Origin of the sequence: Streptomyces sp. WG7 (assembly GCF_049975785.1) — a bacterium.
In the GTDB taxonomy this organism is placed as follows: domain Bacteria; phylum Actinomycetota; class Actinomycetes; order Streptomycetales; family Streptomycetaceae; genus Streptomyces.
In genome coordinates this window covers 137,244-158,286 of sequence record NZ_JBNGGE010000004.1, presented here as the reverse complement: position 1 = coordinate 158,286, position 21,043 = coordinate 137,244, and the positions used below count along the sequence as shown (strand labels likewise).

The 21,043-nt window shown below is 73.3% G+C and carries 25 protein-coding genes and 1 riboswitch; of the genes, 6 read left to right on the top strand and 19 right to left on the bottom strand.

Annotation, left to right across the window (positions count from 1 at the left end):
- Positions 1-127: 127 nt before the first annotated feature.
- The 18 genes from ACP4J0_RS06690 to ACP4J0_RS06605 form a co-directional block, all read right to left on the bottom strand.
- A complete protein-coding gene (locus ACP4J0_RS06690; protein ID WP_426597674.1) occupies positions 128-355 on the bottom strand; it encodes a hypothetical protein in 228 nt (75 codons plus the stop codon).
- A 328-nt stretch (positions 356-683) separates the two neighbouring features.
- Positions 684-2,597 (bottom strand): DUF2264 domain-containing protein, encoded by a 1,914-nt coding sequence (locus ACP4J0_RS06685; RefSeq protein ID WP_426597673.1) that lies wholly within the window; start codon positions 2,595-2,597, stop codon positions 684-686.
- On the bottom strand, positions 2,594-3,625 hold the full coding sequence (locus ACP4J0_RS06680; protein ID WP_426597672.1) for a hydroxyacid dehydrogenase: 1,032 nt from the start codon (positions 3,623-3,625) through the stop codon (positions 2,594-2,596). The genes ACP4J0_RS06685 and ACP4J0_RS06680 overlap by 4 nt, the downstream gene beginning before the upstream one ends.
- Positions 3,622-4,485 (bottom strand): carbohydrate ABC transporter permease, encoded by an 864-nt coding sequence (locus ACP4J0_RS06675; RefSeq protein ID WP_426597671.1) that lies wholly within the window; start codon positions 4,483-4,485, stop codon positions 3,622-3,624. The genes ACP4J0_RS06680 and ACP4J0_RS06675 overlap by 4 nt, the downstream gene beginning before the upstream one ends.
- Complete coding sequence (locus ACP4J0_RS06670; protein ID WP_426597670.1) at positions 4,482-5,468, bottom strand: carbohydrate ABC transporter permease; 987 nt, start codon at positions 5,466-5,468, stop codon at positions 4,482-4,484. Before ACP4J0_RS06670 ends, ACP4J0_RS06675 begins: the two co-directional genes overlap by 4 nt.
- A gap of 26 nt (positions 5,469-5,494) precedes the next feature.
- Positions 5,495-6,826 (bottom strand): extracellular solute-binding protein, encoded by a 1,332-nt coding sequence (locus ACP4J0_RS06665; RefSeq protein ID WP_426597669.1) that lies wholly within the window; start codon positions 6,824-6,826, stop codon positions 5,495-5,497.
- 134 nt (positions 6,827-6,960) lie between these two features.
- Positions 6,961-8,058, bottom strand: coding sequence for a substrate-binding domain-containing protein (locus ACP4J0_RS06660; RefSeq protein WP_426597668.1), 1,098 nt, complete (start codon positions 8,056-8,058; stop codon positions 6,961-6,963).
- Between the two features lie 170 nt (positions 8,059-8,228).
- Positions 8,229-8,522: a gas vesicle protein K gene (locus tag ACP4J0_RS06655; RefSeq protein WP_426522593.1), complete on the bottom strand. Its 294-nt coding sequence runs from the start codon at positions 8,520-8,522 to the stop codon at positions 8,229-8,231.
- On the bottom strand, positions 8,519-8,728 hold the full coding sequence (locus ACP4J0_RS06650) for a gas vesicle protein (RefSeq protein ID WP_426597814.1): 210 nt from the start codon (positions 8,726-8,728) through the stop codon (positions 8,519-8,521). The genes ACP4J0_RS06655 and ACP4J0_RS06650 overlap by 4 nt, the downstream gene beginning before the upstream one ends.
- 35 nt (positions 8,729-8,763) lie before the next feature.
- Positions 8,764-9,660, bottom strand: a complete 897-nt coding sequence (locus ACP4J0_RS06645; protein WP_426597667.1) for a GvpL/GvpF family gas vesicle protein — start codon at positions 9,658-9,660, stop codon at positions 8,764-8,766.
- Positions 9,657-10,001, bottom strand: coding sequence for a gas vesicle protein (locus ACP4J0_RS06640; RefSeq protein WP_426597666.1), 345 nt, complete (start codon positions 9,999-10,001; stop codon positions 9,657-9,659). Before ACP4J0_RS06640 ends, ACP4J0_RS06645 begins: the two co-directional genes overlap by 4 nt.
- Positions 10,002-10,019: 18 nt before the next feature.
- Entirely contained in the window at positions 10,020-10,928 is a 909-nt protein-coding gene (locus ACP4J0_RS06635; RefSeq protein WP_426597665.1) for an SRPBCC family protein, read from the bottom strand.
- Positions 10,925-11,464: a hypothetical protein gene (locus ACP4J0_RS06630; RefSeq protein WP_426597664.1), complete on the bottom strand. Its 540-nt coding sequence runs from the start codon at positions 11,462-11,464 to the stop codon at positions 10,925-10,927. Before ACP4J0_RS06630 ends, ACP4J0_RS06635 begins: the two co-directional genes overlap by 4 nt.
- On the bottom strand, positions 11,461-11,739 hold the full coding sequence (locus ACP4J0_RS06625) for a gas vesicle protein GvpG (protein ID WP_426597663.1): 279 nt from the start codon (positions 11,737-11,739) through the stop codon (positions 11,461-11,463). Before ACP4J0_RS06625 ends, ACP4J0_RS06630 begins: the two co-directional genes overlap by 4 nt.
- 4 nt (positions 11,740-11,743) lie before the next feature.
- Entirely contained in the window at positions 11,744-12,508 is a 765-nt protein-coding gene (locus ACP4J0_RS06620; protein WP_426597662.1) for a GvpL/GvpF family gas vesicle protein, read from the bottom strand.
- On the bottom strand, positions 12,505-13,023 hold the full coding sequence (locus tag ACP4J0_RS06615; RefSeq protein WP_426597661.1) for a gas vesicle structural protein GvpA: 519 nt from the start codon (positions 13,021-13,023) through the stop codon (positions 12,505-12,507). Before ACP4J0_RS06615 ends, ACP4J0_RS06620 begins: the two co-directional genes overlap by 4 nt.
- Before the next feature lie 36 nt (positions 13,024-13,059).
- Positions 13,060-13,377, bottom strand: a complete 318-nt coding sequence (locus ACP4J0_RS06610) for a gas vesicle protein (RefSeq protein ID WP_426597660.1) — start codon at positions 13,375-13,377, stop codon at positions 13,060-13,062.
- An 82-nt stretch (positions 13,378-13,459) separates the two neighbouring features.
- Entirely contained in the window at positions 13,460-14,116 is a 657-nt protein-coding gene (locus ACP4J0_RS06605; protein WP_426597659.1) for a class I SAM-dependent methyltransferase, read from the bottom strand.
- Positions 14,117-14,586: 470 nt separating this feature from the next.
- On the opposite strand from ACP4J0_RS06605, the gene ACP4J0_RS06600 reads away from it, so the two are divergent.
- From ACP4J0_RS06600 to ACP4J0_RS06590, 3 genes are all read left to right on the top strand, one after another.
- Positions 14,587-14,820, top strand: coding sequence for a hypothetical protein (locus ACP4J0_RS06600; protein WP_426597658.1), 234 nt, complete (start codon positions 14,587-14,589; stop codon positions 14,818-14,820).
- Positions 14,821-15,049: 229 nt separating this feature from the next.
- Complete coding sequence (locus ACP4J0_RS06595) at positions 15,050-15,721, top strand: lytic polysaccharide monooxygenase auxiliary activity family 9 protein (protein WP_426597657.1); 672 nt, start codon at positions 15,050-15,052, stop codon at positions 15,719-15,721.
- A 130-nt stretch (positions 15,722-15,851) separates the two neighbouring features.
- Complete coding sequence (locus ACP4J0_RS06590) at positions 15,852-17,543, top strand: hypothetical protein (protein WP_426597813.1); 1,692 nt, start codon at positions 15,852-15,854, stop codon at positions 17,541-17,543.
- 28 nt (positions 17,544-17,571) lie between these two features.
- Here ACP4J0_RS06590 and ACP4J0_RS06585 read toward each other — a convergent pair whose 3' ends face one another.
- Positions 17,572-18,147 (bottom strand): TerD family protein, encoded by a 576-nt coding sequence (locus ACP4J0_RS06585; RefSeq protein WP_426597656.1) that lies wholly within the window; start codon positions 18,145-18,147, stop codon positions 17,572-17,574.
- Positions 18,148-18,283: 136 nt separating this feature from the next.
- On the opposite strand from ACP4J0_RS06585, the gene ACP4J0_RS06580 reads away from it, so the two are divergent.
- The 3 genes from ACP4J0_RS06580 (at position 18,284) to ACP4J0_RS06570 (ending at position 21,032) form a co-directional block, all read left to right on the top strand.
- Positions 18,284-18,667, top strand: a complete 384-nt coding sequence (locus ACP4J0_RS06580; protein ID WP_426597655.1) for a BlaI/MecI/CopY family transcriptional regulator — start codon at positions 18,284-18,286, stop codon at positions 18,665-18,667.
- Between the two features lie 6 nt (positions 18,668-18,673).
- Positions 18,674-19,606 carry a M56 family metallopeptidase gene (locus ACP4J0_RS06575; RefSeq protein WP_426597654.1) on the top strand — a complete coding sequence of 311 codons (933 nt, stop codon included), beginning with the start codon at positions 18,674-18,676 and terminating at the stop codon, positions 19,604-19,606.
- Between the two features lie 106 nt (positions 19,607-19,712).
- Positions 19,713-19,898, top strand: a riboswitch (cobalamin riboswitch).
- 63 nt (positions 19,899-19,961) lie between these two features.
- On the top strand, positions 19,962-21,032 hold the full coding sequence (locus tag ACP4J0_RS06570) for an ABC transporter substrate-binding protein (RefSeq protein ID WP_426597653.1): 1,071 nt from the start codon (positions 19,962-19,964) through the stop codon (positions 21,030-21,032).
- The last annotated feature ends 11 nt before the right edge of the window (positions 21,033-21,043 follow it).

Genomic DNA, 21,043 nt, shown 5'->3' with positions numbered 1-21,043 from the left:
CCGTTCTGGGCGGGCCGCTGCACGCGGCCGGTCGTGTTCGAGTACCGACTGTCGTGGGGGTGGGCCGTGACCGCGTACCCAGCGATCGGGACTCAAGGCATGGGCGCGAGGGAACGGAGGGGCCGGCTCAGGTGACGCACTCCCCGTCGTGGGTGCCGCGCCGGCCACCAGCCGTGCAGGAGCCCGTCTCCTCCCTGCCCGCCGACGCGGCGGTCGCGCCGCCGCCCTGGACGCACCCGGTCGCCGTCACGTCGCCCGGAAGAGGCCCGGAGTGGGGTACGGCGGCCTCGGTCGAAGCGGCGCACGGTACCGGCACGGCCAGGGCCGCGATCACGGCCCACGACGACTTGCGCATGGGGGAGCTCCTTCTCACCGGTGCCGTACCAGCGTCACCGGGCCGGGGGCCGTGCGCCACCGGAGGCGTGCGCACGGGGGAGGACGCCCCCGGCCGGGGCACCCGGAGGCCACGGCTCGCGCCGGGACAGTACGCCTTGAACCGGGCCCGGCCGGTCGGAAGAGCACCTCGCACCGGGCACGTCCCCGCACCGGGCACGTCCCCGCACCTCTGTGCCTACCCGAGGCCAAGACGGCGTGCTGCTTACCGCGGCGACCCGGACACCACCAGGCGGCCTTCACCTCGGTACGGTCCGGGTCGCCCCGGCGGACCGCGGCCGGCCACCCCGTCAAAGAGACCCGCGCCCGCTCGCCGTGTGCGTCACCCCCACCGGTTCGAACGAGACCCGCGTCCGCCCACCGCCGTCCGCCCAGACCACCTCGACACCGGTCTCACCGGCCAGGACCTCCGTGACCGCCTCCGCGAGCGGACCGGGGCCCGGTTCACCGGTGAGCGCGGCCAGGCAGACGTGCAGGGAGGTGCCGTCCGCGTCGCCGGACAGCCGGGGCAGCTCGGCCCACGGCGTGTAGGCGGTGCCCTGCGGGGCGCGGACGGTCTCCGGCTCGGGGCGCCAGCCGTGCAGGCCGTGCAGTGCCGAGACCAGGGGCTCCTCCGGGCCGGTCGCCCAACCGGTGTGCGTGAGGCGTGCGCCGGCCGGCGCCCCGAGCACCCGGTGCACCCGCAGTTCGTACGGCCCCCGCGCCACCGTCACGCTCTCCACCCGCAGCCCCGGCACCATCGGTGGCCCGCCGGCGAAGACGGGCCGGTGCCAGGACGCCGCCCAGCCCCAGCCGTCGCCCTGCCCCGCGCCGAGCGGATGGACGCGACGCCGCACACTGCGCCGGCCGTTCACCTCCACCGACAGGTGGTTGTCGGCGACGTTCCCGGGCGCCGTGGGGCCGGTCCGGGTCGAGTAGGCCTGCCGCCCGTAGTGCGGGTCGTCCTCGACGGCCGACTCGCCCTCGTGCGGCCGGACATGGTCGCTGCCGTGGTTGTGCAGCCGTACGATCCCGTCGCCGCGCGTCGCCTGCACCAGCAGTCCGGGCGCGGAAAGGGCCAGCACCCGGTCGGCCTCCTCCACCGGCGCGGCCTCCTCCGTGGCGGTCCACAGCGGGTGGCCGGCCGGGGCGAGGAGCGACACGAACGCCTTGGAGGCCCAGTAGGGGGAGGCCGGGCCGGAGTACGACTGCAGGGTGGCCCCGTGCGGGCCGTGCCAGCCGAGGCTCAGCAGCCCGTCGTCGGTCACCGCGCCGCGTTCGACGAAGTAGCGCAGACTGCCGCTCGCCAGCCGCCGTGAGGCGCCCGGTGTCAGCGGCGTGTGCCCGGTGACCGCGCCCAGGCCCACGGCCGCGGAGGCGGCGAACCGGTACGACAACGAGCGGCCGTAGTGCAGCGGAGCCCCGTCCGCGCCGAACATCAGCGCGAAACCGTCGAGGTGTGTGCGCAGCCGCTCCCCGTACCGGGCGGCGGCCTGTCCGGTGTCGCCGGCCAGGTGGCCGTCGAGCACCGGGTACAGGTGCAGCGCCCAGCCGTTGTAGTGGTCGAAGGCGCGTCCGTCACCGTCGGCGTACCAGCCCTCGCCCCGGTACCAGCCCTCCATCAGCTCCAGCGCCCGCCCGCGGGCCGCGGCCGTCTCGGCGTCCCCGCGGCCGACCGACTCCAGGAACCCGGCGACCGTGTACGGGAACAGGTACCAGTTGTTCGGCGCGGGTACGTGCCGGAGCGCCCCGCGCAGCCATGCCTCGACCCGGTCCTGCACCCCGGCGTCGAGGTTCTTCCACAGCCAGGGCGCGGTCAGCCGCAGCCCGAGCGCGACCGACGCCGACTCGACCATCGGCTGGCCCTGCACGTCGTGGTCGAGGATCAGCGGCCAGGACTCGGTGTCCTCGCGGCCGGGCGTGCGGGTGCCCGAGTCGAGGCCGCGCGCATAGCGGTCCAGCCAGCCGTGCGGGTCGTCGCCGTCCGCGCCGGCGACCCGGAAGGCCGCCGCGAGGAAGGTCCGGGCGAAGCCCTCCAGTCCGTCGGAGCGCACGCCCGAGCGCGAGGGGCGCCCCGGCAGGTCGAGCAGGGCGCGGCCGGGTGTGCTCCAGCGCCACGCGGCCCACAGCAGCCCGTCCGCGACGGCCTCCCAGTGCGCCCGGGTGTAACCGGTGTACGGGCTGAGCGCACGGTCCTCGGTGGGCAGTTCGAACGGGATGCTCATGCCAGGAACGCCAGCCTTTCGCGTCGTACGGGATGGAGGAAACCGGCACCGGACGCCCAGCGGGTCGTCTCGGCGAGGGCGAGGTCGGCCAGGCGGCGCCACTCGTTGCCCTCGGAGCCGGCGAGGTGCGGGGTGATCAGCGCGTTGTCGCAGTCCCACAGCGGGTGGTCCGGCGGCAGGACCTCGGGGTCGGTGACGTCCAGCACCGCCCGGATCCGGCCCGCCAGGACCGCGTCGGTGAGCGCCTCCTGCTCGACGACCGCCCCCCGGGAGGTGTTGATGAGCACCGCGTCGGCCGGCATCGCGTCGATCAGTGAACGGCCGACCAGGTGGCGGGTGGCGGGCAGCAGCGGGGTGTGCACGCTGACGGTGTCGCAGCGCGCGAACAGCTCGGGCAGGTCCACGAGTTCGACGCCGAGCCCGGCGGCGTCCGCGTCGCTCACGTACGGATCGTGCAGCAGGACGTCGACGTCGTGCGGGCGCAGCAGTTCGACGACCCGGCGGCCGATCAGCGAGGCGGACAGGATGCCCACGGTGCGGCGGTAGTTGCCGATGCCGCGCGGGGTGCGCAGCCAGTTGCCGCGCTCCCGGGACACCCGGTAGTCGCGGGCCCGCTCCAGGACCCGCTTGCCGGTGAGCAGGATCATGCCGAGCGTGTACTCGGCCACCGGCAGCGCGTTGGCCGCGGCGGCCGAGGAGACCTCGACCCCCCGCTCCCAGCACGCGTCGGTGACATGCCCGCGGACGCTGCCCGCCGTGTGCACCACGGCCCGCAGCCGCGGTGCCGCCCGCAGCACCCGGGCGTCCAGCGGCGGGCAGCCCCAGCCGGTGATCAGCAGGTCGACGTCGGCCAGCGCGGACCTGGCCCGCGGCGTGGACAGGTCGTCCAGCACCGGGAGCGGCGCGAGGTCGCAGACCCGGCGGAAGGCGTCGAGGGACTGCGGGTCGAGGACGGCCGAGGCGGCGTCCCGGGACATGGCCACGGCGGCACGGGGCCGGAAACCGGGACCGGGGGAGTGCGATGTCACTTGACGGCTCCGGCGGTCAGCCCGCTCCGCCAGAAGCGCTGGAGCAGGACGAAGGCGAGGATGAGCGGCAGTACGGCGAGCAGCGAACCCATGATCACCACGGGGTAGTACTCCGGAGAGACGGACGCCGCGCTGTTCCACTGGTACAGCCCGAGACTGACGGGGTACAGGTCCTGGTCGGACAGCATCACCATGGGCAGGAAGAAGTTGTTCCAGATCGCGGTCAGCTGGAAGAGGAAGACGGTGACCAGACCGGGACCGAGCATCCGGAGCGCCACCCGGGCGTACGTGGTCAGCTCGCCCGCCCCGTCCACGCGCGCCGCCTCCAGCACCTCGTCGGGCACATAGCCCCGCGCGAAGATCCGGCCGAGGTAGACACCGAACGGGTTGAACAGCACCGGGATGAACACCGCCCAGAAGGTGTTGACCAGGCCGGCCTCGGACGCCATCAGGTACAGCGGCAGCGCGAGGACCGTCTGCGGCACCATGACCGCCGCCAGGACCAGGCCGAACAGCTTCTCCTTGTGCCGGAAGCGGTACTTGTCGAAGGCGTAGCCGCAGGCGACGCTCACCAGCGCGCCGACGGCCGCGCCCAGCACGGCGTACAGCAGGCTGTTGACGTACCAGCGGCCGTACAGCCCGCCGTCCATGGCGAACAGGTCCTGGAGGTTCTGCACGAAGGAGAAGTCGCTCAGGGACAGCAGGTCGCTGCTGAAGAGCGCGTCCCGGGTCTTCGTGGAGGCGAGCACCAGCCACAGCACCGGCAGCAGTGTGTACAGGACGGAGATCGCGACGACCACGTTGACCGTCGCCCGGCCCAGCAGCTTCGGGCGGAGCAGGGAGCTGTCGGTGGCGCTCATCGGGCCTCCTCGGCGTCGACGCGGCTGGTGAAGCGGGTGACGGCGTAGGACAGGGCGATGGTGCAGACGAGCAGGACGACCGAGGCGGCCGCCGCGAGGCTGTAGTTGTTGCGGGTGAAGGCCGCGTCGTAGATGTACATGCTCGGCGAGAAGCGGGAGTTGATCATCGGGGAGGACTGGCTGAGCAGCATCGGCTCGGTGAAGAGCTGGAGCGCCCAGATCAGGGTGAAGATGGCGACCATGACGATCGAGGCGCGCACCAGCGGCGTCTTCACCTGGAGCGCGGTGCGCACCGGACCCGCGCCGTCGACGACGGACGCCTCGATCACCTCGCGGGGCACGGCCTGCAGGGCGGCGTAGAAGACCACCATGTTGTAGCCGAGGTTGCTCCACAGCGCGATGTTCACGATGGACGGGACGACCGTGTGGATGCCGAGGAAGTCGATCGTGATGTCGCCCTGGGCGAAGAGTTCGATGACCGGGCTGATGCCGGGCGTGTACAGGTACAGCCAGATCAGGGCCGCGATGATGCCGGGCACCGCGTGCGGCAGGAACAGCCCGAGCTGGGCGAAGGCGCGCAGCCGGACCGCGCCGGAGTCCAGCAGCAGGGCGAGGGCGAGCGCGCCGGCCACCATCAGGGGGATGTAGATCAGGCAGTACAGCGCGACCGTGCCGAGCCCGCCGAGGAAGGTCGGGTCGGTGAGCACGGCCGCGTAGGAGCGCAGCCCGACGAAGACGGTGCGCTCGGGACCGAAACCGAGGCCGGGCTGGTCGTCGCTGAAGAAGCTCAGGTAGACCGCCGTGCCGACGGGGATCAGGAAGACGGTGACCAGCAGGGCGAAGAACGGCGTCATCAGGACGCCGGCGGCGGTCAGTTGGCGGCGCTTGGCCGCCCTGCGGGCACGCGCTCCCGACGCGGAGGGCGCCGGGTCGGCGGCGGGGGAGGAGCCGGCCGGCACCCGGGTGTGGGTGGTCGTGGTCATGGGGGTGTCACCTGCCTTTCGTCGGCTCAGGTGCTGTGCTGGGTGGTGGACAGGCCGAGGGCCCTGAGGTCGGGCATGGTGCCCTCCTGGGCGGCCCGCAGGGACTCGACGAGGCTGCCCTGGCCGCCGCTGACGCGGGCGAAGGAGTCCTGCATGACCTTCTGGGTCGCGCTCATCCGCGGGCCCCACAGCCACTGCTCGCCGATCTTCTCGGCCTCCTGTTCGAACAGGGTGTAGACGTCCTGCCCGCCGTAGTACGACCGGTCGAAGGCGTCGCGGCCCACGGAGACCAGGCCGGGGGCGGCCGGGTACTGGCTGCTGGTGCCGCTGGAGAGGCGGGCGCGCAGGGCGTCCGGGTGGGAGACCTGCCACTCGATGAACTCCATGGCGGCCTCGGGATGCCGGCTGTCCTTGGTCACCGCGAAGGTCGACCCGCCGTGGGTGCCGGCGGACGGGCTGCCGGTGTCCCACTGCGGCAGCGGCGCGATCCGCCACTGGCCCTTCTGCCCGGGCCGCGCGTTCATCTGCGCGCCGGCGTCCCAGGCGCCGCTGAGCCGGGTGAGGACCAGGCCGTTGCCGATCTGCGCGTCGGACTGCCTGCTCTCGACGGCGTTCATGAAGACGTCGTCCCGGTCGATGAGCTGCTGCCAGTAGTCCGCGACCCGCCGCGACGGCGCGTCGGCGAGGGAGACGTTCCAGGCGCCGCGCGAGGTGTCGAACCACCGGGCGCCCGCCTGCCAGGCGTACGCGGCGAACTGCGTCATCCCGTCGGTGGGGAACAGCGCCAGCCGCCGGTCGGGCGCCTTGCGGTGCACGGTCGCGGCCTGCTCGGCGAACTCGTCCCAGGTGCCCGCGACCCGCAGTCCGTAGTGGTCGAACAGGTCGGCGCGGTAGTGCATGACCATGGGCTCGACGTCCAGCGGCACGCTGAACACCCGGCCCTCGAAGGTGGTCAGTCCGAGGGCCTGCGGCAGCAGCTTGCGGCGCAGGCCGTCACCGACCAGGTCGGTGATGTCGAGGGCGACGCCGTCGATGGCGTACCCGGGCACCTGCGGATACTCGATGGTGGCGACGTCGGGCGCGTTGCCGGCCCGGGCGGCGTTGCTGAGCTTGGCGTAGCCGCCCTGCCCGCCGGAGGGGATCTGCTGGAACTCCACCCGGATGTTCCGGTGGGTGCGGTTGAACGCGTCGACCACCTCCTGGCTGCCGCGCAGCGCGGACCAGAAGGTGATGTGCGTGGTGGTGCCCGTACGGGCCGACGATGCGCCGTTCCCCCCGCTGCAGGCGCTCACGGCTCCTGTCAGGGGTACGGCGGCCATCGCGGCGAGCACGGACCGACGGCTGGGTCGTCCGGGCATGGCGCCTCCCGCGGCTCCTGCGGGTCCGCGTGGGTGCGGACCCGGCTGTTCGGGACACGGGAATCCTGGACGCCCTGAAACAAACGGTCAAGGGATCGATCAGAAGAAAATGAAACACTCAAACGATCAAAACATCATTCGTCCTCGTTCACGCGATGTGTCGATCCCCGCACCATCAGCCGCGGCAGCAGCTCGACGCGCCGGCCCGGCCGACTGCCGGGCGTCTCGGACAGCCGCTGGAGCAGCAGTTCCGCGGCCATGCGGCCGACCTCGGTCTTCGGTGGCGACACGGCCGTCAGCGGCGGCGAGCCCAGCCCGGCCACGACATCGTCGTACGCCACGACCGAGCAGTCCTCCGGCACGCGCACCGCTTCCTCCGCCAGCCGCTGGACGACCATCAGCGCGTCCACGTCGCCGTGCAGCACCATGGCCGTCGCACCCACCTTGCGCATCAGCGCCGGCAACTCGGCCGTCTCGTCCGCCGCGTACGGTCCGTCGGCCCCGGCCTCCGGCGCGACGAGCGTCCACGCCCACCGCTCCACCAGCGGGTGCGCCTCGGCGATCTCGGCGAAGGCGGCACGCAGCGAGCGCGCGGTGGGGCTGTCGTGGCGCGTGGCGAACACGATACGCCGGTGACCGAGCCCCACCAGGTGTTCCACGGCCAGGTGCGCGCCGTACCAGTGGTCCGAGCAGACCGAGTCCAGGGCGTGCAGCGCGCTGCCGCGCCACGGGCGGCGCTCCATCAGCACCGTCGGCACCCCGAGCGCGGCGAGCCACTCGTGGTCGGCCTCCTCGTCGGCCCGGCCGCGCCAGCGGGGCGCGATCAGCAGACCGTGCGCCCCGTCCGCCAGCGCCCGTTCCACCAGGGGGCGTTCGGCGCCGGCCGCCTGCGGCGCGAGGTGCAGGGCTATGCGCAGCCCGGCCTCCTCCAGGACCGTGCGGGCGCCGTGCATGGCCTCGTTGAGGTACGAGTGCCGCACGGGAACCACCACGGCCACCCGGTCCCCGGCCCCCCCGGCCGCGTCGGCGGGCGCCTCCTCGGCGGGCAGGGTGGACCGGACGACACCGTGGCCCCGCCGCAGCCGCCCCTCCCGCGTCAGCTCCTCCACGTCACGGCGCACCGTCACCACGGAGACCTGCAACTCGTCGGCGAGATCGCGCACCCGCGCGGTACCGCGCGCCTGGACCGCCGCCAGAATCCGCTGGCGCCTGAGATCGACCGGCTCCCGCATCAGGCCTCCCCACCCGAGAATGTTCGTTTGAGCGTTTCGCCGTCATCATAGCGATCGCCCGTCCCGGGTGTGCGCGGCCTTCCGGCCCGGTGTGCGCCGCCTTCGGGCCCGGTGTGCGGCCCCTGCGCTTCCGGGTCCGCGAGGGCCCCACGGCTACGGCGCGAGGGCCCCTACGGTTCCGGGTCCGCGAGGAGCGGGCCCAGCGGTCCCAGGTCCAGGTTCAGGTCACCGCGGCTCAGGCCGTGCTGCGCGCACAGGTCGTCCATGCGTTCGTCGAGCAGCATGAGCGCCGTGCCGAGCCGTTCCTCCTGCTCCGTGCTCAGCGTGCCCTCGTCGAAGCGGCGCACGGCCTGGCGTTCCATGAGCTGCCGCAGCAGCTCCACGACGGTCAGGACCAGGGCGGCCAGATCGTTCGTGACCCGCTCGGGGTCCAGGTCGAGGGCGTGCGCCCGGGGCGCCGTCACAGCGGCCCGCTGTCCGGCCAGGGGGCGGGCACCCGCTCGTTCACGGACGACAGCAGGGCGTGCAGCGAGATCCGCACCAGCGGCACGTCGGCGATGGCCAGGACCAGGTCCCCGCTGACGACGACGCCGGTCGCCAGCACCCGGTCGAGGAGGTCGACCAGGGGCACCCCGACCGGCGCGTACGGCTCCGGATCGCCCCAGGGCACGGGTGCCGGGCCCGGCGTGCGGATGTCCGGGACGGTCACGTGCGGACCTCCTGCTCCGTGCGGTGTTCTTCCGTGCGGCCCGGTCCGGTGCGGTCCGCCCCCGTGGCGGCCGGATCCTCGTCCCAGCGGGCGAAGGAGTACGGGATCCACGGGCCCGAGGCGTTGACCTCCACGGCCGGATGCCGGCCGCCGGCGGTGAGCCCGGCCAGGGCGCGGGTGAAGGCGGCGCACTCCGCGTCCTCCACCAGGTAGGCGGCATTGAGCAGTTGCGGGGCGCGCCGGCCCGTCAACCGCTCGCTCTGCGGGCGGTGCCGTGTCGCGGCGACGGCGTACCCCCGCAGCTCCGCGTCGACGGCCTCCGCCTCGGCCGCCGCCCTCCCGTGCGCGTCCTGCCGGTCGCGCCGCCGTGCGCTGGCCCGGCTGAGGTAGGCACGCCCCCCGGAAGCGGCCCCGGAAGCGGATGCGGTGGGCGCACCGGCACCGGCGGCGGCGTCCTCCGCGTGCTCGCGGGCGTGCACCTTCACCGCCCATTCCGTACGTCCCCGGAGACGGTCGAGCTGCGCGACCAGCACCGCCTCCCGGGAGACGACGGCCTGCTCCGCGCTCCGGTCGCCGCGGTACAGGGTCGCCATCGGCAGCGGCACGACGGGCCCCTGCCCGGCCGCGGCCTCGACGCCCCGGTGATGGGCCCGGGCGCAGCGTTCCAGGTCGTCGGGCCGGTTGAGGCGTTCCACCAAGGCTTCCGCGTCGAACAACGCCGCGGGGACGTCCTGCACGACCAGACACAGTCCACCCGCGCGCAGCACGCGCAGCGGGCCGCCCTCCTCGTGACCGGTCACCGCGGCCAGCGTGGCGGCGTCCGGCGGGGTGCGGGTGACGGCGAACGCGCAGACGATGCCGGCGTCCGCCGGCCCGGTCGTGGCCGCGCTCACCGGGCGGCTCCCGCCGTCTCCTCGCCGGCCCCCTCCAGGGCGTCGAGCCGGGCCCGCAGCTGCGCGTTCTCCTCGGCGAGCGCGTCTCGTGCGGCCCGGGACGACAGCGCCGGGTCCGTCTCCCACCAGTCGATGCCCGCCTTCCTCGCGGTGTCCACCGAGGCGATGAACAGCCGCAGCCGGATGGTGAGCAGTTCGATGTCGAGCAGGTCGATCTTGATGTCGCCGGCGATGACGATGCCCTTGTCGAGGACCCGTTCGAGCAGGTCGGCGAGGTTGCCGGTGGCAGGCGCGCAGGGCTGCGTGTCCGGGCCCGCGTACCGGAGTCCGACGTCCGTCACCGCGTGCTCCCCACCGGATCAGCGATCCGGGCGGACACGTTCCTCGTCCTCGTCCTCGTCCTCATACTCATACTCGTACTCGTCCTCCTGGCCCTCGTCGTCGTCCTCACCGTCCTCACCGTCCTCGTCCTCACCGTCCTCCTCCTCGCCGTCCCCGTACTCCCCGTACTCGTACTCGTACTCGTATCCGTCGTCCTCGGCGGCGTCGGCTTCCTCCTCCTCCAGCGCCTCCTCGTGGCTCTTGACGACCTCGCCGTCGCGGATCTCCCCGCGCCAGCCCTCCACTTCCTCGTCGCCCCTCAAGGTCACGTGCCGCGCGAAGTGCTTCAGGTCCAGCCGCAGCCGGCGCCCCTGGGCGCGCCAGAGGTTGCCCGTCTTCTCGAAGAAGCCCGCCGGGTAGTACTCGACCACCACGACCACCCGGGTCAGCCGGGGCGCCAGTTCGTGGAAGGTGACCGCGCCGCTCGTACTGCCCTTGGCGCCCTCGGAGGTCCAGACGATCCGTTCCTCGGGGACCTGCTCCCGCACGGTCGCCCTCCAACTGCGGTTCGACGGACCGACCTTGACGTTCCAGTCCGTCGTCGCCTCGTCGTCGGCGCTGACGCCGCGGACGCCCTTGGTGAAGCCGCTGAAGTCCTGGAGCCGCGTCCACTGGTCGTAGACGGTGCGCAGGGGGACCCCGATGTCCACGGTCTCCATGATGTGCGTCGCCTTGACACTGCCGCCGCCCGCCCCGCCCCGCGCGCCGCGGCGGCCCCCGGAACCGCGGTCGCCGGCGGACTCGGTCAGTCGTTCCGTCAGCCCGCCGATCCGTTCCCCCGCCTTGCCCACGAGGCTGTGCCCCGTGGCGGCGAGGTATCCGCCGAGCGCGTCCTTGAGATCGCCGAGGGGGGAGGGGGCCCCGTTCTCCTGCCGGGTGGGGGTCATCGGCGTACACCTCCGCGCCTGCCGCCGGAACCCGTGGTCCGCCGCGCGGTACGCCGGGGCGGTGCGGGAGCGGGTTCGCGGTCCTCCTCCCGTTCCTCGTCGCCGAAGTAGGCGTCCTCGTCCGGAACGCCGCCGTGGCCGCGGTCGTGGTCGTCGCCGTGGTCGTCGTCGTGGTCGCGCTCGTACGCGCCGTCCCCGTCCGTCGCCCCGTCGGCCCACCGGCCCGCGCCCGTGAGCGCGTCGGTACGGTCGCGGAGCGTGTCCGCGAGGCCGGTGAGCGTGCGGTTCGCCGCGGCGGTGACGGCCGCACGTCCGGCGGTCAGCAGCTCGTCGCGCACCTGGTCCGTCAGTTCCTGGAGCTGCGGGGTCCGCTGGAGGCCGGCCAGGCCCTGGGACAGCACCCGGCCGGGGGTCAGGCCGATGCGCCGGCCCACGAGGTAGGAGCCGACCACGAACGCCAGTCCGGCCTTCTTGGTGCGGCCCAGGAGGTATCCGCCCGCCACGGCCGCCGCCATGGCCGCCTTGCTGTCGTTCATACGTGCCTTCTCTGCGCCGGATTCATGGTGGTCGTGCGGCCGGCGGACCGGGACGGGCGTTCGAGGAGGGTGAGCAGACGCTCCTCCTCCCGCTCGAAAGCGGCCTCGTCGATGGCCCCCTCGTCCAGGGCCCGGTTGAGCGCGGCCAGACGCGCCTGGACGGCGCGCGGGTCACGGGTCTGGCGCCGCGCCTCCTGGAGCAGGTGGTCGGCGATCCACGCCGTGCCGCGCACCGGGGCGAGGGGCAGCAGCAGAAGACCGCTCAGGATGCCCACCGCGTCACCGCCCGGCCGGTGCGGGAGACGGGTCGACGAAGCTGTAGCAGGGCAGGGGCCCGGTCACGCTGAGGGCCAGCCGGTCCCCGCACTCGCGTGCCCGCGCCTCCACCGCCTGCCGGAACCGCGGCTCGTCGGCGGAGCGCAGCAGAAAGGAAGCGCTCAGCACCTGCTCGTCGTCGGTCGGACCCCGCACCGTGCGCACCGCGAGCGGGGTCAGGTGGTCGAGGACGTCCCGGGCCGCGCGCCGTGCCTCGCGGCGGACACCGCGGGCGAGCGCCTCACCGAGGCGGACGTTGGCCTCGTAGTCCGGTCGGCGTCGCGTCCGCAGGGCCAGGTTCCGCAGGCCCTCGTCCCGGCGTACCAGTTCGGCGAAGTGGCCGGGCACGACCGTTCCCTTGACGTTGAGCTCGACGCACCCCCGGACGTCGTCGAGCTGCCGTGACAAGTGGGCGGAATCGGCCCGCAGCTGGGAGAGCAGGACGTCCGGCCGGGGACTGAGGACCGCGAACCGCATGGGCAGCAGCGGCCCCTGCGCGGCCAGTTCGTCCAGTACGGCCTGGTGGGCCAGCAGGTCGCGGCGCCGGGGCCGCAGCCGCGCGGGCGCGGCCGACACCGCCGCGCACAGGCCGGACCCGGTCAGCAGCCGTACCGGGGCACCGTCGACCCCGGGGGAGCGGGGGGCGCGGACACCGGCGGGGGTGATGCCGTAGACGTACAGGGCCTTCAGGGGTGCGGTGGTGGTCGTGGTGGTGGCCGGCGCGGTCATTCGTCCTCCGTCTCCACACGCCGGCGGGGCCGGCTGCGCGGGCGGTCGTCCTCGTCACGGGTGCGTGCGGCCGGTCTGCCGCGCGGCCGCTGCGGGTCCCGGGCGCGTTCCGCGCGCTCGCGGGTGTGCTCGCGCTCGCGGGGCAGGGCTGCCACGTCTTCCGCCTCCTCCTCGGGGGTGAGGATGTCCCGCACCTTGTCGGTCAGGGAGCGAGCCGTCCGCTTGGCACCCGCCCTGCCCATGGTCTTGGCGACCGGCCCGCCGAACAGTTCCGGAACGGTCTTGGAGCGTGCGTCGTACTCCAGGTCCAGACGGTTGCAGGCCTCGGCGAACCGCAGATACGTGTCGACGCTCGCGACCACGATGCGGGCGTCCACCTTGAGGATCTCGATGCCGACCAGGGAGACGCGCACGAAGACGTCGATCACCATGCCGCGGTCGAGGATGAGTTCCAGGACGTCGTAGAGGGTTCCGGCGCGGGGCGCGCAGACGACCTCGTCGTCGTAGGTGATCATGCGGGGGTCCTTCCGGATGCGGGTCGCGGGGCCCGGTCACTGGTCCTGGGCACCGCGCCGGTAGCGGGCGACCCTGCGGTACTGGAGCAGGTCGCCCGCCGGGTCCAGCTCGACCTCGTAGGTGGCGAGCAGGCTGGTGGTGTCGGGGATGCGTGCCACCTCCAGCACGTCCACGTTGACGATCCAGCCGTCGTCCTCGCTGCGGCACACCGCGGAGACCCCCTCCAGGCGATGCCGGATCAGCTCGGACAGGGCGTCCGCGGCGCGCTGGGCGGCGTCCCGGGCGCCCCGCACGGCACGCTCGCGCGTGGTCGTGGACGTCGTGCCGCGCCGTCGCCCGCCAGGTTCTGTCATGCTGCCCACTCTGGCCGCGGGGTCCGGTCCGCGCGTGCGCAGTTACCCCATCCGGGGGCTGTGAAGCCCGCCCGTCGGTGGGTCAGACGCCCGGCGCGATGGCGGTCCGGCGGCGGCAGTGCAGGAAGAGGTGCGGCTCCGGCCGCGCGTCCGGGTGGGCCGGGGTGAACAGCGACGCCTCCTGCGCCAGTACCTCCAGGCCGGCCTCCTCGGCCACGGTGGTGAGGTCCTGCGCGCTGAAGCTGGTCACGCGCACCGGCTGTCCCATGAAGGTGGCGTCGACGCCCTCGACGTCCAGCGGCACGGTGGCGAGGACCAGGTAGCCCTCCGGCTTCAGCACCCGCACCAGGCGCCGGACCAGGTCCGCCTGCTCCCGCCGGTCCAGCTGGAGCAGTGAGAAGTACACGCAGACCGCGTCGAACGAGGCGTCGGCGAGCGGTACGTCACGGATGTCGGCGCACCGGAACGTCGCCGCCGGCACCTGCCGCGTCGCCAGATCCACCATGACGGGGGAGATGTCGACGCCCAGCACGTCGTGCCCGGCGCCCGCCAGGGTCTCGGCGGTGGGCCGGCCCGTACCGCTGCCCACGTCCAGCACCCGGCTGCCCGGCGCGAGCCGCCCGAGCAGCCATTCCAGCGAGCGCCGGTGCGGGTGCGATCCGGCGAACGCCTTCTCGTACTCGGCGCCCAGCGCGTCGAACGCGGCCGCGGCCTGCGGCCGTCGCTGCTCGTCGGTCACGTCGGTCCCTTCGGTGGTGGCGGGCCGGAGCCGCGAGCATCGTGCCACCGGGAACGGGCGCCGACAAGGGGCCCTCCGGGCGACCCACGAGCACCCGCCTGCTCCCGGCCGCCGCATCACCGCGAGGGCCGGGAAGCGCGGCAGGCGACCGTGGCAGGGCGTGAGGCCGGACGGGCCGGACGCGCACCCACCGCGGGGCCGGGCGCCGTCCAGGGCCAGATCCACCAATCCCCGCACGAGCGCGTCGTCCAGCGGCGCCCGGCTGAGCAGCGCCCGGACGAACAGCGGGCCGCTGACGGCCTCGATCAGCAGCCCCGGGATCGGTGCCGGCGGCCGGCTCCCCCCGCTCGACACCGCGCCGGACGATCAGCACGGTGCGGTCGAGGCGTTCGCTCCAGTAGGGGCCGCGCCGGTCCTCCAGGGTGTCGTCGTGCTCGACGCTCGGCCGCAGCAGCGCCTCGCCCTGTGCGGTGCCGAGCAGCCGGGCCAAGGACGCGAGTCCCGCCGCGGCCGCGCCCGGGGCGGCACAGGGCACGAACGGCGGTGACGGTGCCGACGCCGGGCCGGCGGCCGAGCCGCAGGCGGTGCGGGGTGGACTCGCCGAGACGGGCTCCGGTCTCGGTCTCTGGCCGGCGGCAGCCGGAGGCGTCCTCATCGCCGGCGGCTGCGTGCTGCTGATCCGCTCCGGGCGGCGTTCGCCGTGACCCTGGCATGACGTCGCCGTGACGGCGGGCGGGCGGGCCGGACCCCGCCCGCCCGCCGGGCCGGACCGCAGCGAACACGCCATCCAGGTCAGGCATCTGGCGCGTTTCAACTATTGCCATTCCGTCTGCCCGGGCGCAGCCTGGTCCCCGAAAGGCTCTGGGAGCGCTCCCAATCGCGCTTCCACTCCTCCTCGTCCCCAGCCGTCCCCCCACGCGAAAGAAGGACATCATGACTTGTCATGATCGCATCAAGAGAGCCCGGCGTGCGTCGACCGTCGCCCTCGGCACCCTGACCGCGGCTCTGCTCGCCCTGATCCCCTGGAGCGGCACCGCCGTCGCCCACGGCTCGGTCGTCGACCCCGCCTCCCGCAACTACGGCTGCTGGCAGCGTTGGGGCGACGACTTCCAGAACCCCGCCATGGCCCAGGAAGACCCCATGTGCTGGCAGGCCTGGCAGGACAACCCCAACGCCATGTGGAACTGGAACGGCCTGTACCGCAACGGCTCCGCTGGCAACTTCGAAGCCGTCGTCCCCGACGGCCAGCTGTGCAGCGGCGGCCGGACCGAGGGCGGGCGCTACAACTCCCTCGACACCGTGGGCGCATGGCAGACCACGGACGTCACCGACAACTTCACCGTCAAGCTGTACGACCAGGCCAGCCACGGCGCCGACTACTTCAAGGTCTACGTCACCCGGCAGGGATTCGACCCCGCCACGCAGGCCATGGGCTGGGACGACCTCCAACTGGTCGAGACCACGGGCAGGTACGCCCCCAGTCAGAACTACGAGATCCCGGTGAGCACCTCGGGCCTGAGCGGCCGGCACGTCGTCTACACCATCTGGCAGGCGTCGCACATGGACCAGACGTACTTCCTGTGCAGCGACGTCGACTTCGGCTGATCCACGCCACCCCGTCCCCCCACCCCCGCCGGGCGCGCCGCGTCCGGCGGGGACACGGGTCGGTGCGACCGCCCGCGCGACGTGCTTCGCGGCCGCCCCGGGGTGCGGTATACGTCCCCTCATGGACCCCATGGACTACTACGACCTCGGCACCCACGGCCGGACCGTGACGACCTCGTCCCCCGAGGCGCAGCGGTGGTTCGACCGCGGGCTGGTGTGGACGTACGCCTTCCACCACGAGGAGGCCGTCGCCTGCTTCGAGACCGCCGCGGCGGCCGACCCGGACTGCGCCATGGCCCACTGGGGCATCGCCTACGCCCTCGGTCCGAACTACAACAAGCCCTGGGAGGCCTTCGGTGCCGAGGAACTGACGCGGACCGTCGACCGCACCCACGCCGCCGTCGAACTCGCCCAGGAGAAGGCGGCCCGCTCCGCCACCCCGGTCGAACGCGCCCTGGTCGGCGCCCTGCGCGCCCGCTACCCGCAGGCGCGCGCCGTCGAGGACTGCTCGGTGTGGAACGCGCCGTACGCCGAGAGCATGCGGGCCGTGTACGCACTGGCCCCCGACGACCTGGACGTCGCCGCGCTCCACGCCGACGCGCTGATGAACCTGACACCCTGGCAGCTCTGGGACCTGCGCACCGGACTGCCCGCGGAGGGCGCCCGCACCCTGGAGGCGAAGGCCGTCCTCGACCGGGCCCTGGCCGCCGAGGGCGGACGCGAGCACCCCGGCGTCCTGCACCTCTACATCCACCTGATGGAGATGTCCGCCACTCCCGAGGTGGCCCTCGCCGTCGCCGACCGGCTGCGCGGCCTGGTCCCCGATGCCGGACACCTCGCGCACATGCCGTCCCACCTCGAAGTGCTGTGCGGCGACTACCGGCGCGTGGTGTCGGACAACAGCGCCGCGATCGCCGCCGACGAGAAGTACCGCGCGCGGGCCGGGGCGATGAATTTCTACACCCTCTACCGCTCGCACAACCACCACTTCAGGATCTACGGCGCGATGTTCCTCGGTCAGTACGAGGTCGCCCTGGACGCCGCCGCGCGACTGGAGGCGTCCATCCCCGAGGAACTGCTGCGCGTCGAGAGCCCGCCGATGGCCGACTGGCTCGAGGGCTTCCTGGCCATGCGGGTGCACGTGCTGATCCGGTTCGGCCGCTGGGCGGACGTCCTCCGGCTGCCGCTGCCCGCCGACCCGCGCCTGTACTGCGTGACGACCGCGATGCTCCACTACGCCCGCGGGGTCGCCCTCTCGGCCACCGGCAAGGTCGCCGAGGCGGAGGCCGAACGCGTCCTGTTCCGCGAGGCGGCCGCCCGGGTGCCGCGGACCCGCACCCTGTTCAACAACACCTGCGCCGACATCCTCGCCATCGCCTCCGCCATGCTCGACGGCGAACTGGAGTACCGCAAGGGCGATCACGCCGCCGCCTTCGCCGCCCTGGAGCGGTCGGTCGAACTGGACGACAACCTCCCCTACGACGAACCGTGGGGCTGGATGCAGCCCACCCGGCACGCCTACGGAGCCCTGCTCCTGGAACAGGGCCGGGTCGCCGAGGCCGAGGCGGTCTACCGGGCCGATCTGGGTCTCGACGACACCCTTCCCCGCGCCCTGCAGCACCCGGGGAACGTCTGGGCCCTGCACGGACTCCACGAGTGCCTGGCGCGCCTGGGCAAGGAGGGAGAGGCGCGGATCGTGGCACAGCAGCTGAAGCTCGCCACCGCCCTGGCGGACGTACCGGTCGAGGCCTCCTGCTACTGCCGCCTCGACACCGCGCCGGCCACCGGTGGTGCGGGCGGCTGCTGCGCCACGGACCACTGAGCGTCCCGGTTGGGCGTCCCGGTTCGGGTCAGACGTTGACGCCGAAGTCCGCGGCGATGCCCGCCAGGCCCGAGGCGTACCCCTGCCCGACCGCCCGGAACTTCCACTCGGCGCCGTGCCGGTACAGCTCGCCGAAGACCATCGCGGTCTCGGTCGACGCGTCCTCGGAGAGGTCGTAGCGGGCGAGTTCCTGGTTGCCCGCCTGGTTGACGACGCGGATGAAGGCGTTGCGGACCTGGCCGAAGCTCTGCCCGCGGTTCTCCGCGTCGTGGATGGAGACCGGGAAGACGATCCTGTCGACCTCGGCGGGGACGGCGGCGAGGTTCACCTTGACCGCCTCGTCGTCGCCCTCGCCCTCGCCGGTGAGGTTGTCGCCGGTGTGCTCCACCGAGCCGTCCGGGCTGGTCAGGTTGTTGTAGAAGACGAAGTGCCCGTCCGAGAGCACCTTGCCGGAGGTGTCGAGGAGCAGTGCGGAGGCGTCGAGGTCGTAGTCGGTACCGGTCGTGGTGCGCACGTCCCAGCCGAGGCCGACGACGACGGCGGTCAGGCCGGGCGCCTCCTTGCTGAGCGAGACGTTGCCGCCCTTGGCCAGGGAAACTCCCACTGCGTTCTCCTTCGTCAGGTCTGCTGGATGACTTCCGCCGATCACGCTACCCGACGCACTACAGTGCTGTAGAAGTATGCCCTTCTATACGATGTGACCTCGGAAGGCGGACAGCGGCGGAAGGAGGCGGGACGTGATGGATCACCGGCGTCCGCGGCGGCGGGGGCAGGGCGAGCTGGAGGCGCTGGTGCTGTCGGCGCTGTGCGAGGCGGACGGGCCCGCGACGGCCGGCTGGGTGCAGGAGCGCCTGGGCGGCGACCTCGCCTACACCACCGTGATCACGATCCTGACCCGATTGCTGGAGAAGGGCGCGGTCAGCCGCGAGCGCGCGGGCCGTTCCTTCGCCTGGACACCCGCCTCCGACCAGGCGGGCCTCGCCGCGCGGAAGATGCGCAAGGTCCTGGACGCCGAGAGTGACCGGGAAGCGGTGCTGGCCAGCTTCGTCACCGGTCTCGACCCGGACGACGAGCGGCTGCTGCGCGAACTCCTGGGACACGCGCGCGATGTGGGGGACGGCTGACGCCGCATGGGTGTATTCGTCTTCCTGCCGCTGGTCCTGCCCTTGACGGCCTGGCCGATCGCCCGGCTGGCCGAACAGCATCTGCACCCGCGGAGTGCGACCAGGCTGCTCACCGCGGTGGCCGCCGTGATGGCCCTGTGCAGCACGGTGTGCCTGGCCCTGGTGATGGTGGTCGGCACCGCGCAACTGCCGGGCAACCCCCTGCCGGACGGCTGGTCCGACCCCGAGGTGCGGGCGGCGGTGCCGTACGACGAGGTCGTCGGCAAGGCGGCGATCCCCGCGTTGTGCGCGGTGGTCGTGGCCTCGGCGCGGGCCCTGTGGCGGCACGGCAGGGTGCGTCGCCGCGCCCACCGCGCGCTGGCCGGACTGCCGGGGACCGGAGTGGCCGTACTCCCGGACGAGGTGCCCTACGCGTACGCGCTGCCCGGCGGCCGCCGGGACCGCGTGGTGGTGAGCACGGCCCTGCTCGACTGCCTCGAACCGGCAGAGCGGCGCGCGCTGTTCGCGCACGAGCGGGCCCACCTGACCGCCCGGCACCATCGCTTCCTGCTCGCCGTCCGGCTCGCCGCCCTGGCCAACCCGTTCCTGCGGCCCCTGCGGACCGCCGTCTCCTACACGGCGGAGCGGTGGGCGGACGAGGAGGCCGCGCGGACGGTCGGCGACCGCCGCGCGGTGGCGACCGCGATCGGCAAGGCGGCCCTGGTCTCCCGGGGCACCCCGGTCGCCACCCTCGCCGGCCTCGCGGCGCCCGGCCCGGTACCGCGCCGGGTGGCGGCCCTGCTGGGCCCCGCGCCCGCTGTCCGCACCTGGCCCCCGGTGTTCACCTCGGTGGGCCTGGCGGCATGGGCCGCGGCCGCCGGAACCGCCGTGTCGGCGATGTCGTCCGCGAACGCCGCCGTCACGATGTTCCTCATCCTCCGCGCCGCGACGCCCCTCTGAGCGTCTCGCGTCTCCCCTCCGAAAACACCCGCGCGATCCCGGGGCGCTGAGGTGGTCCGGGATCGCATCGGCGGACGGCCGCCCCCCTGGCACCGCGGTGGCCCTGTGGTAGCTTGCGGGAGCCAGTCGAACCCACCTGGTGGGTCAGGGAATCCGGTGCGAATCCGGAGCTGACGCGCAGCGGTGAGGGGGACGGGCGGGACAACGGCCACTGGGCGGCACAAGCCGTCCGGGAAGGCGTCCCGCCCGGACGATCCCGAGTCCGAAGACCTGCTGGCACCCGCGCCGCGTACGGCGCGGGCCACACCGTACGAACGGGCTTCGCGTATGAGCCCTCGACGCCAGAGGATCTTCCATGTCCGCAGCGCGCCCCGCCGGCTTCCGCCGCTCCTTCCGTCCCTTCCCCTCCCGCTTCCCGCTGCTGCTGTCCGGTGCCCTGCTGGCGTCCGGCTGCGGTTCCGCAACGACTGCTACCGACTCCGCGGCGCCGGCCGAGGCAGCCGGTTATCCACGCACCGTCAGTGACTGCGGGCACAAGGTGGAGATCCCCGCGCCACCCGAACGGGCCGTCTCCCTCAATCAGGGCACCACGGAGATCCTGCTCTCGCTGGGCCTGGCCGACCGGATGGCGGGGACTGCCACCTGGACCGACCCGGTCATGAAGGGCCTGGAGAAGGCGAACGCCGGTGTGCCCCGGCTCGCCGACAACATGCCCTCCTTCGAGAAGGTCCTGGACGCCGAACCCGACTTCGTCGCGGCCTCCTTCGCCTCCACGCTCGGCTCCGGCGGCGTGGCCACGCGCGAGCAGTTCACCGAACTCGGGGTGCCCGCCTACCTGTCCCCGTCCGACTGCGTCGGCAAGGACAACGGCGGCGACGGCGACGGCGTCCGCAGCGAGCCCCTGACCATGGACACCGTCTACGGCGAAGTCCACGACCTGGCCCGGGTGTTCGGCGTCGAGCAGCGCGGCGAAGAACTGGTCGCGGACCTGAAGGCGCGGGTCGAGAAGGCCACCTCGGGCGTCGACGCCTCCGGTGTCACTCTCATGTACTGGTTCGCCAACTCCACTTCGCCCTACATGGCGGGCTGCTGCGGCGCCCCCGGCATCATGACCCGCGCGCTCGGCGCGGAGAACGCCATGGACGACACCCACGAGGAATGGCCCCAGGTCGGCTGGGAAACCGTCGCCGACCGAGACCCCGACGTCCTCGTCGTCGGAGACCTCACCCGCAAGTCCCAGACGGCCGAGACCGCCGCGAAGAAGATCGAGTTTCTGGAGTCCGACCCCGTCACCAAGAACATGACCGCCGTCAGGAAGAAGCGGTACGTGCTGCTGAGCGGGCAGGCCATGAACCCCACCATCCGCACCGTCGAGGGCGTGGAGAAGGTGGCGGCGGCGCTGCGCGCGTACGGCCTCACCAAGTGACGTCCGGAAGC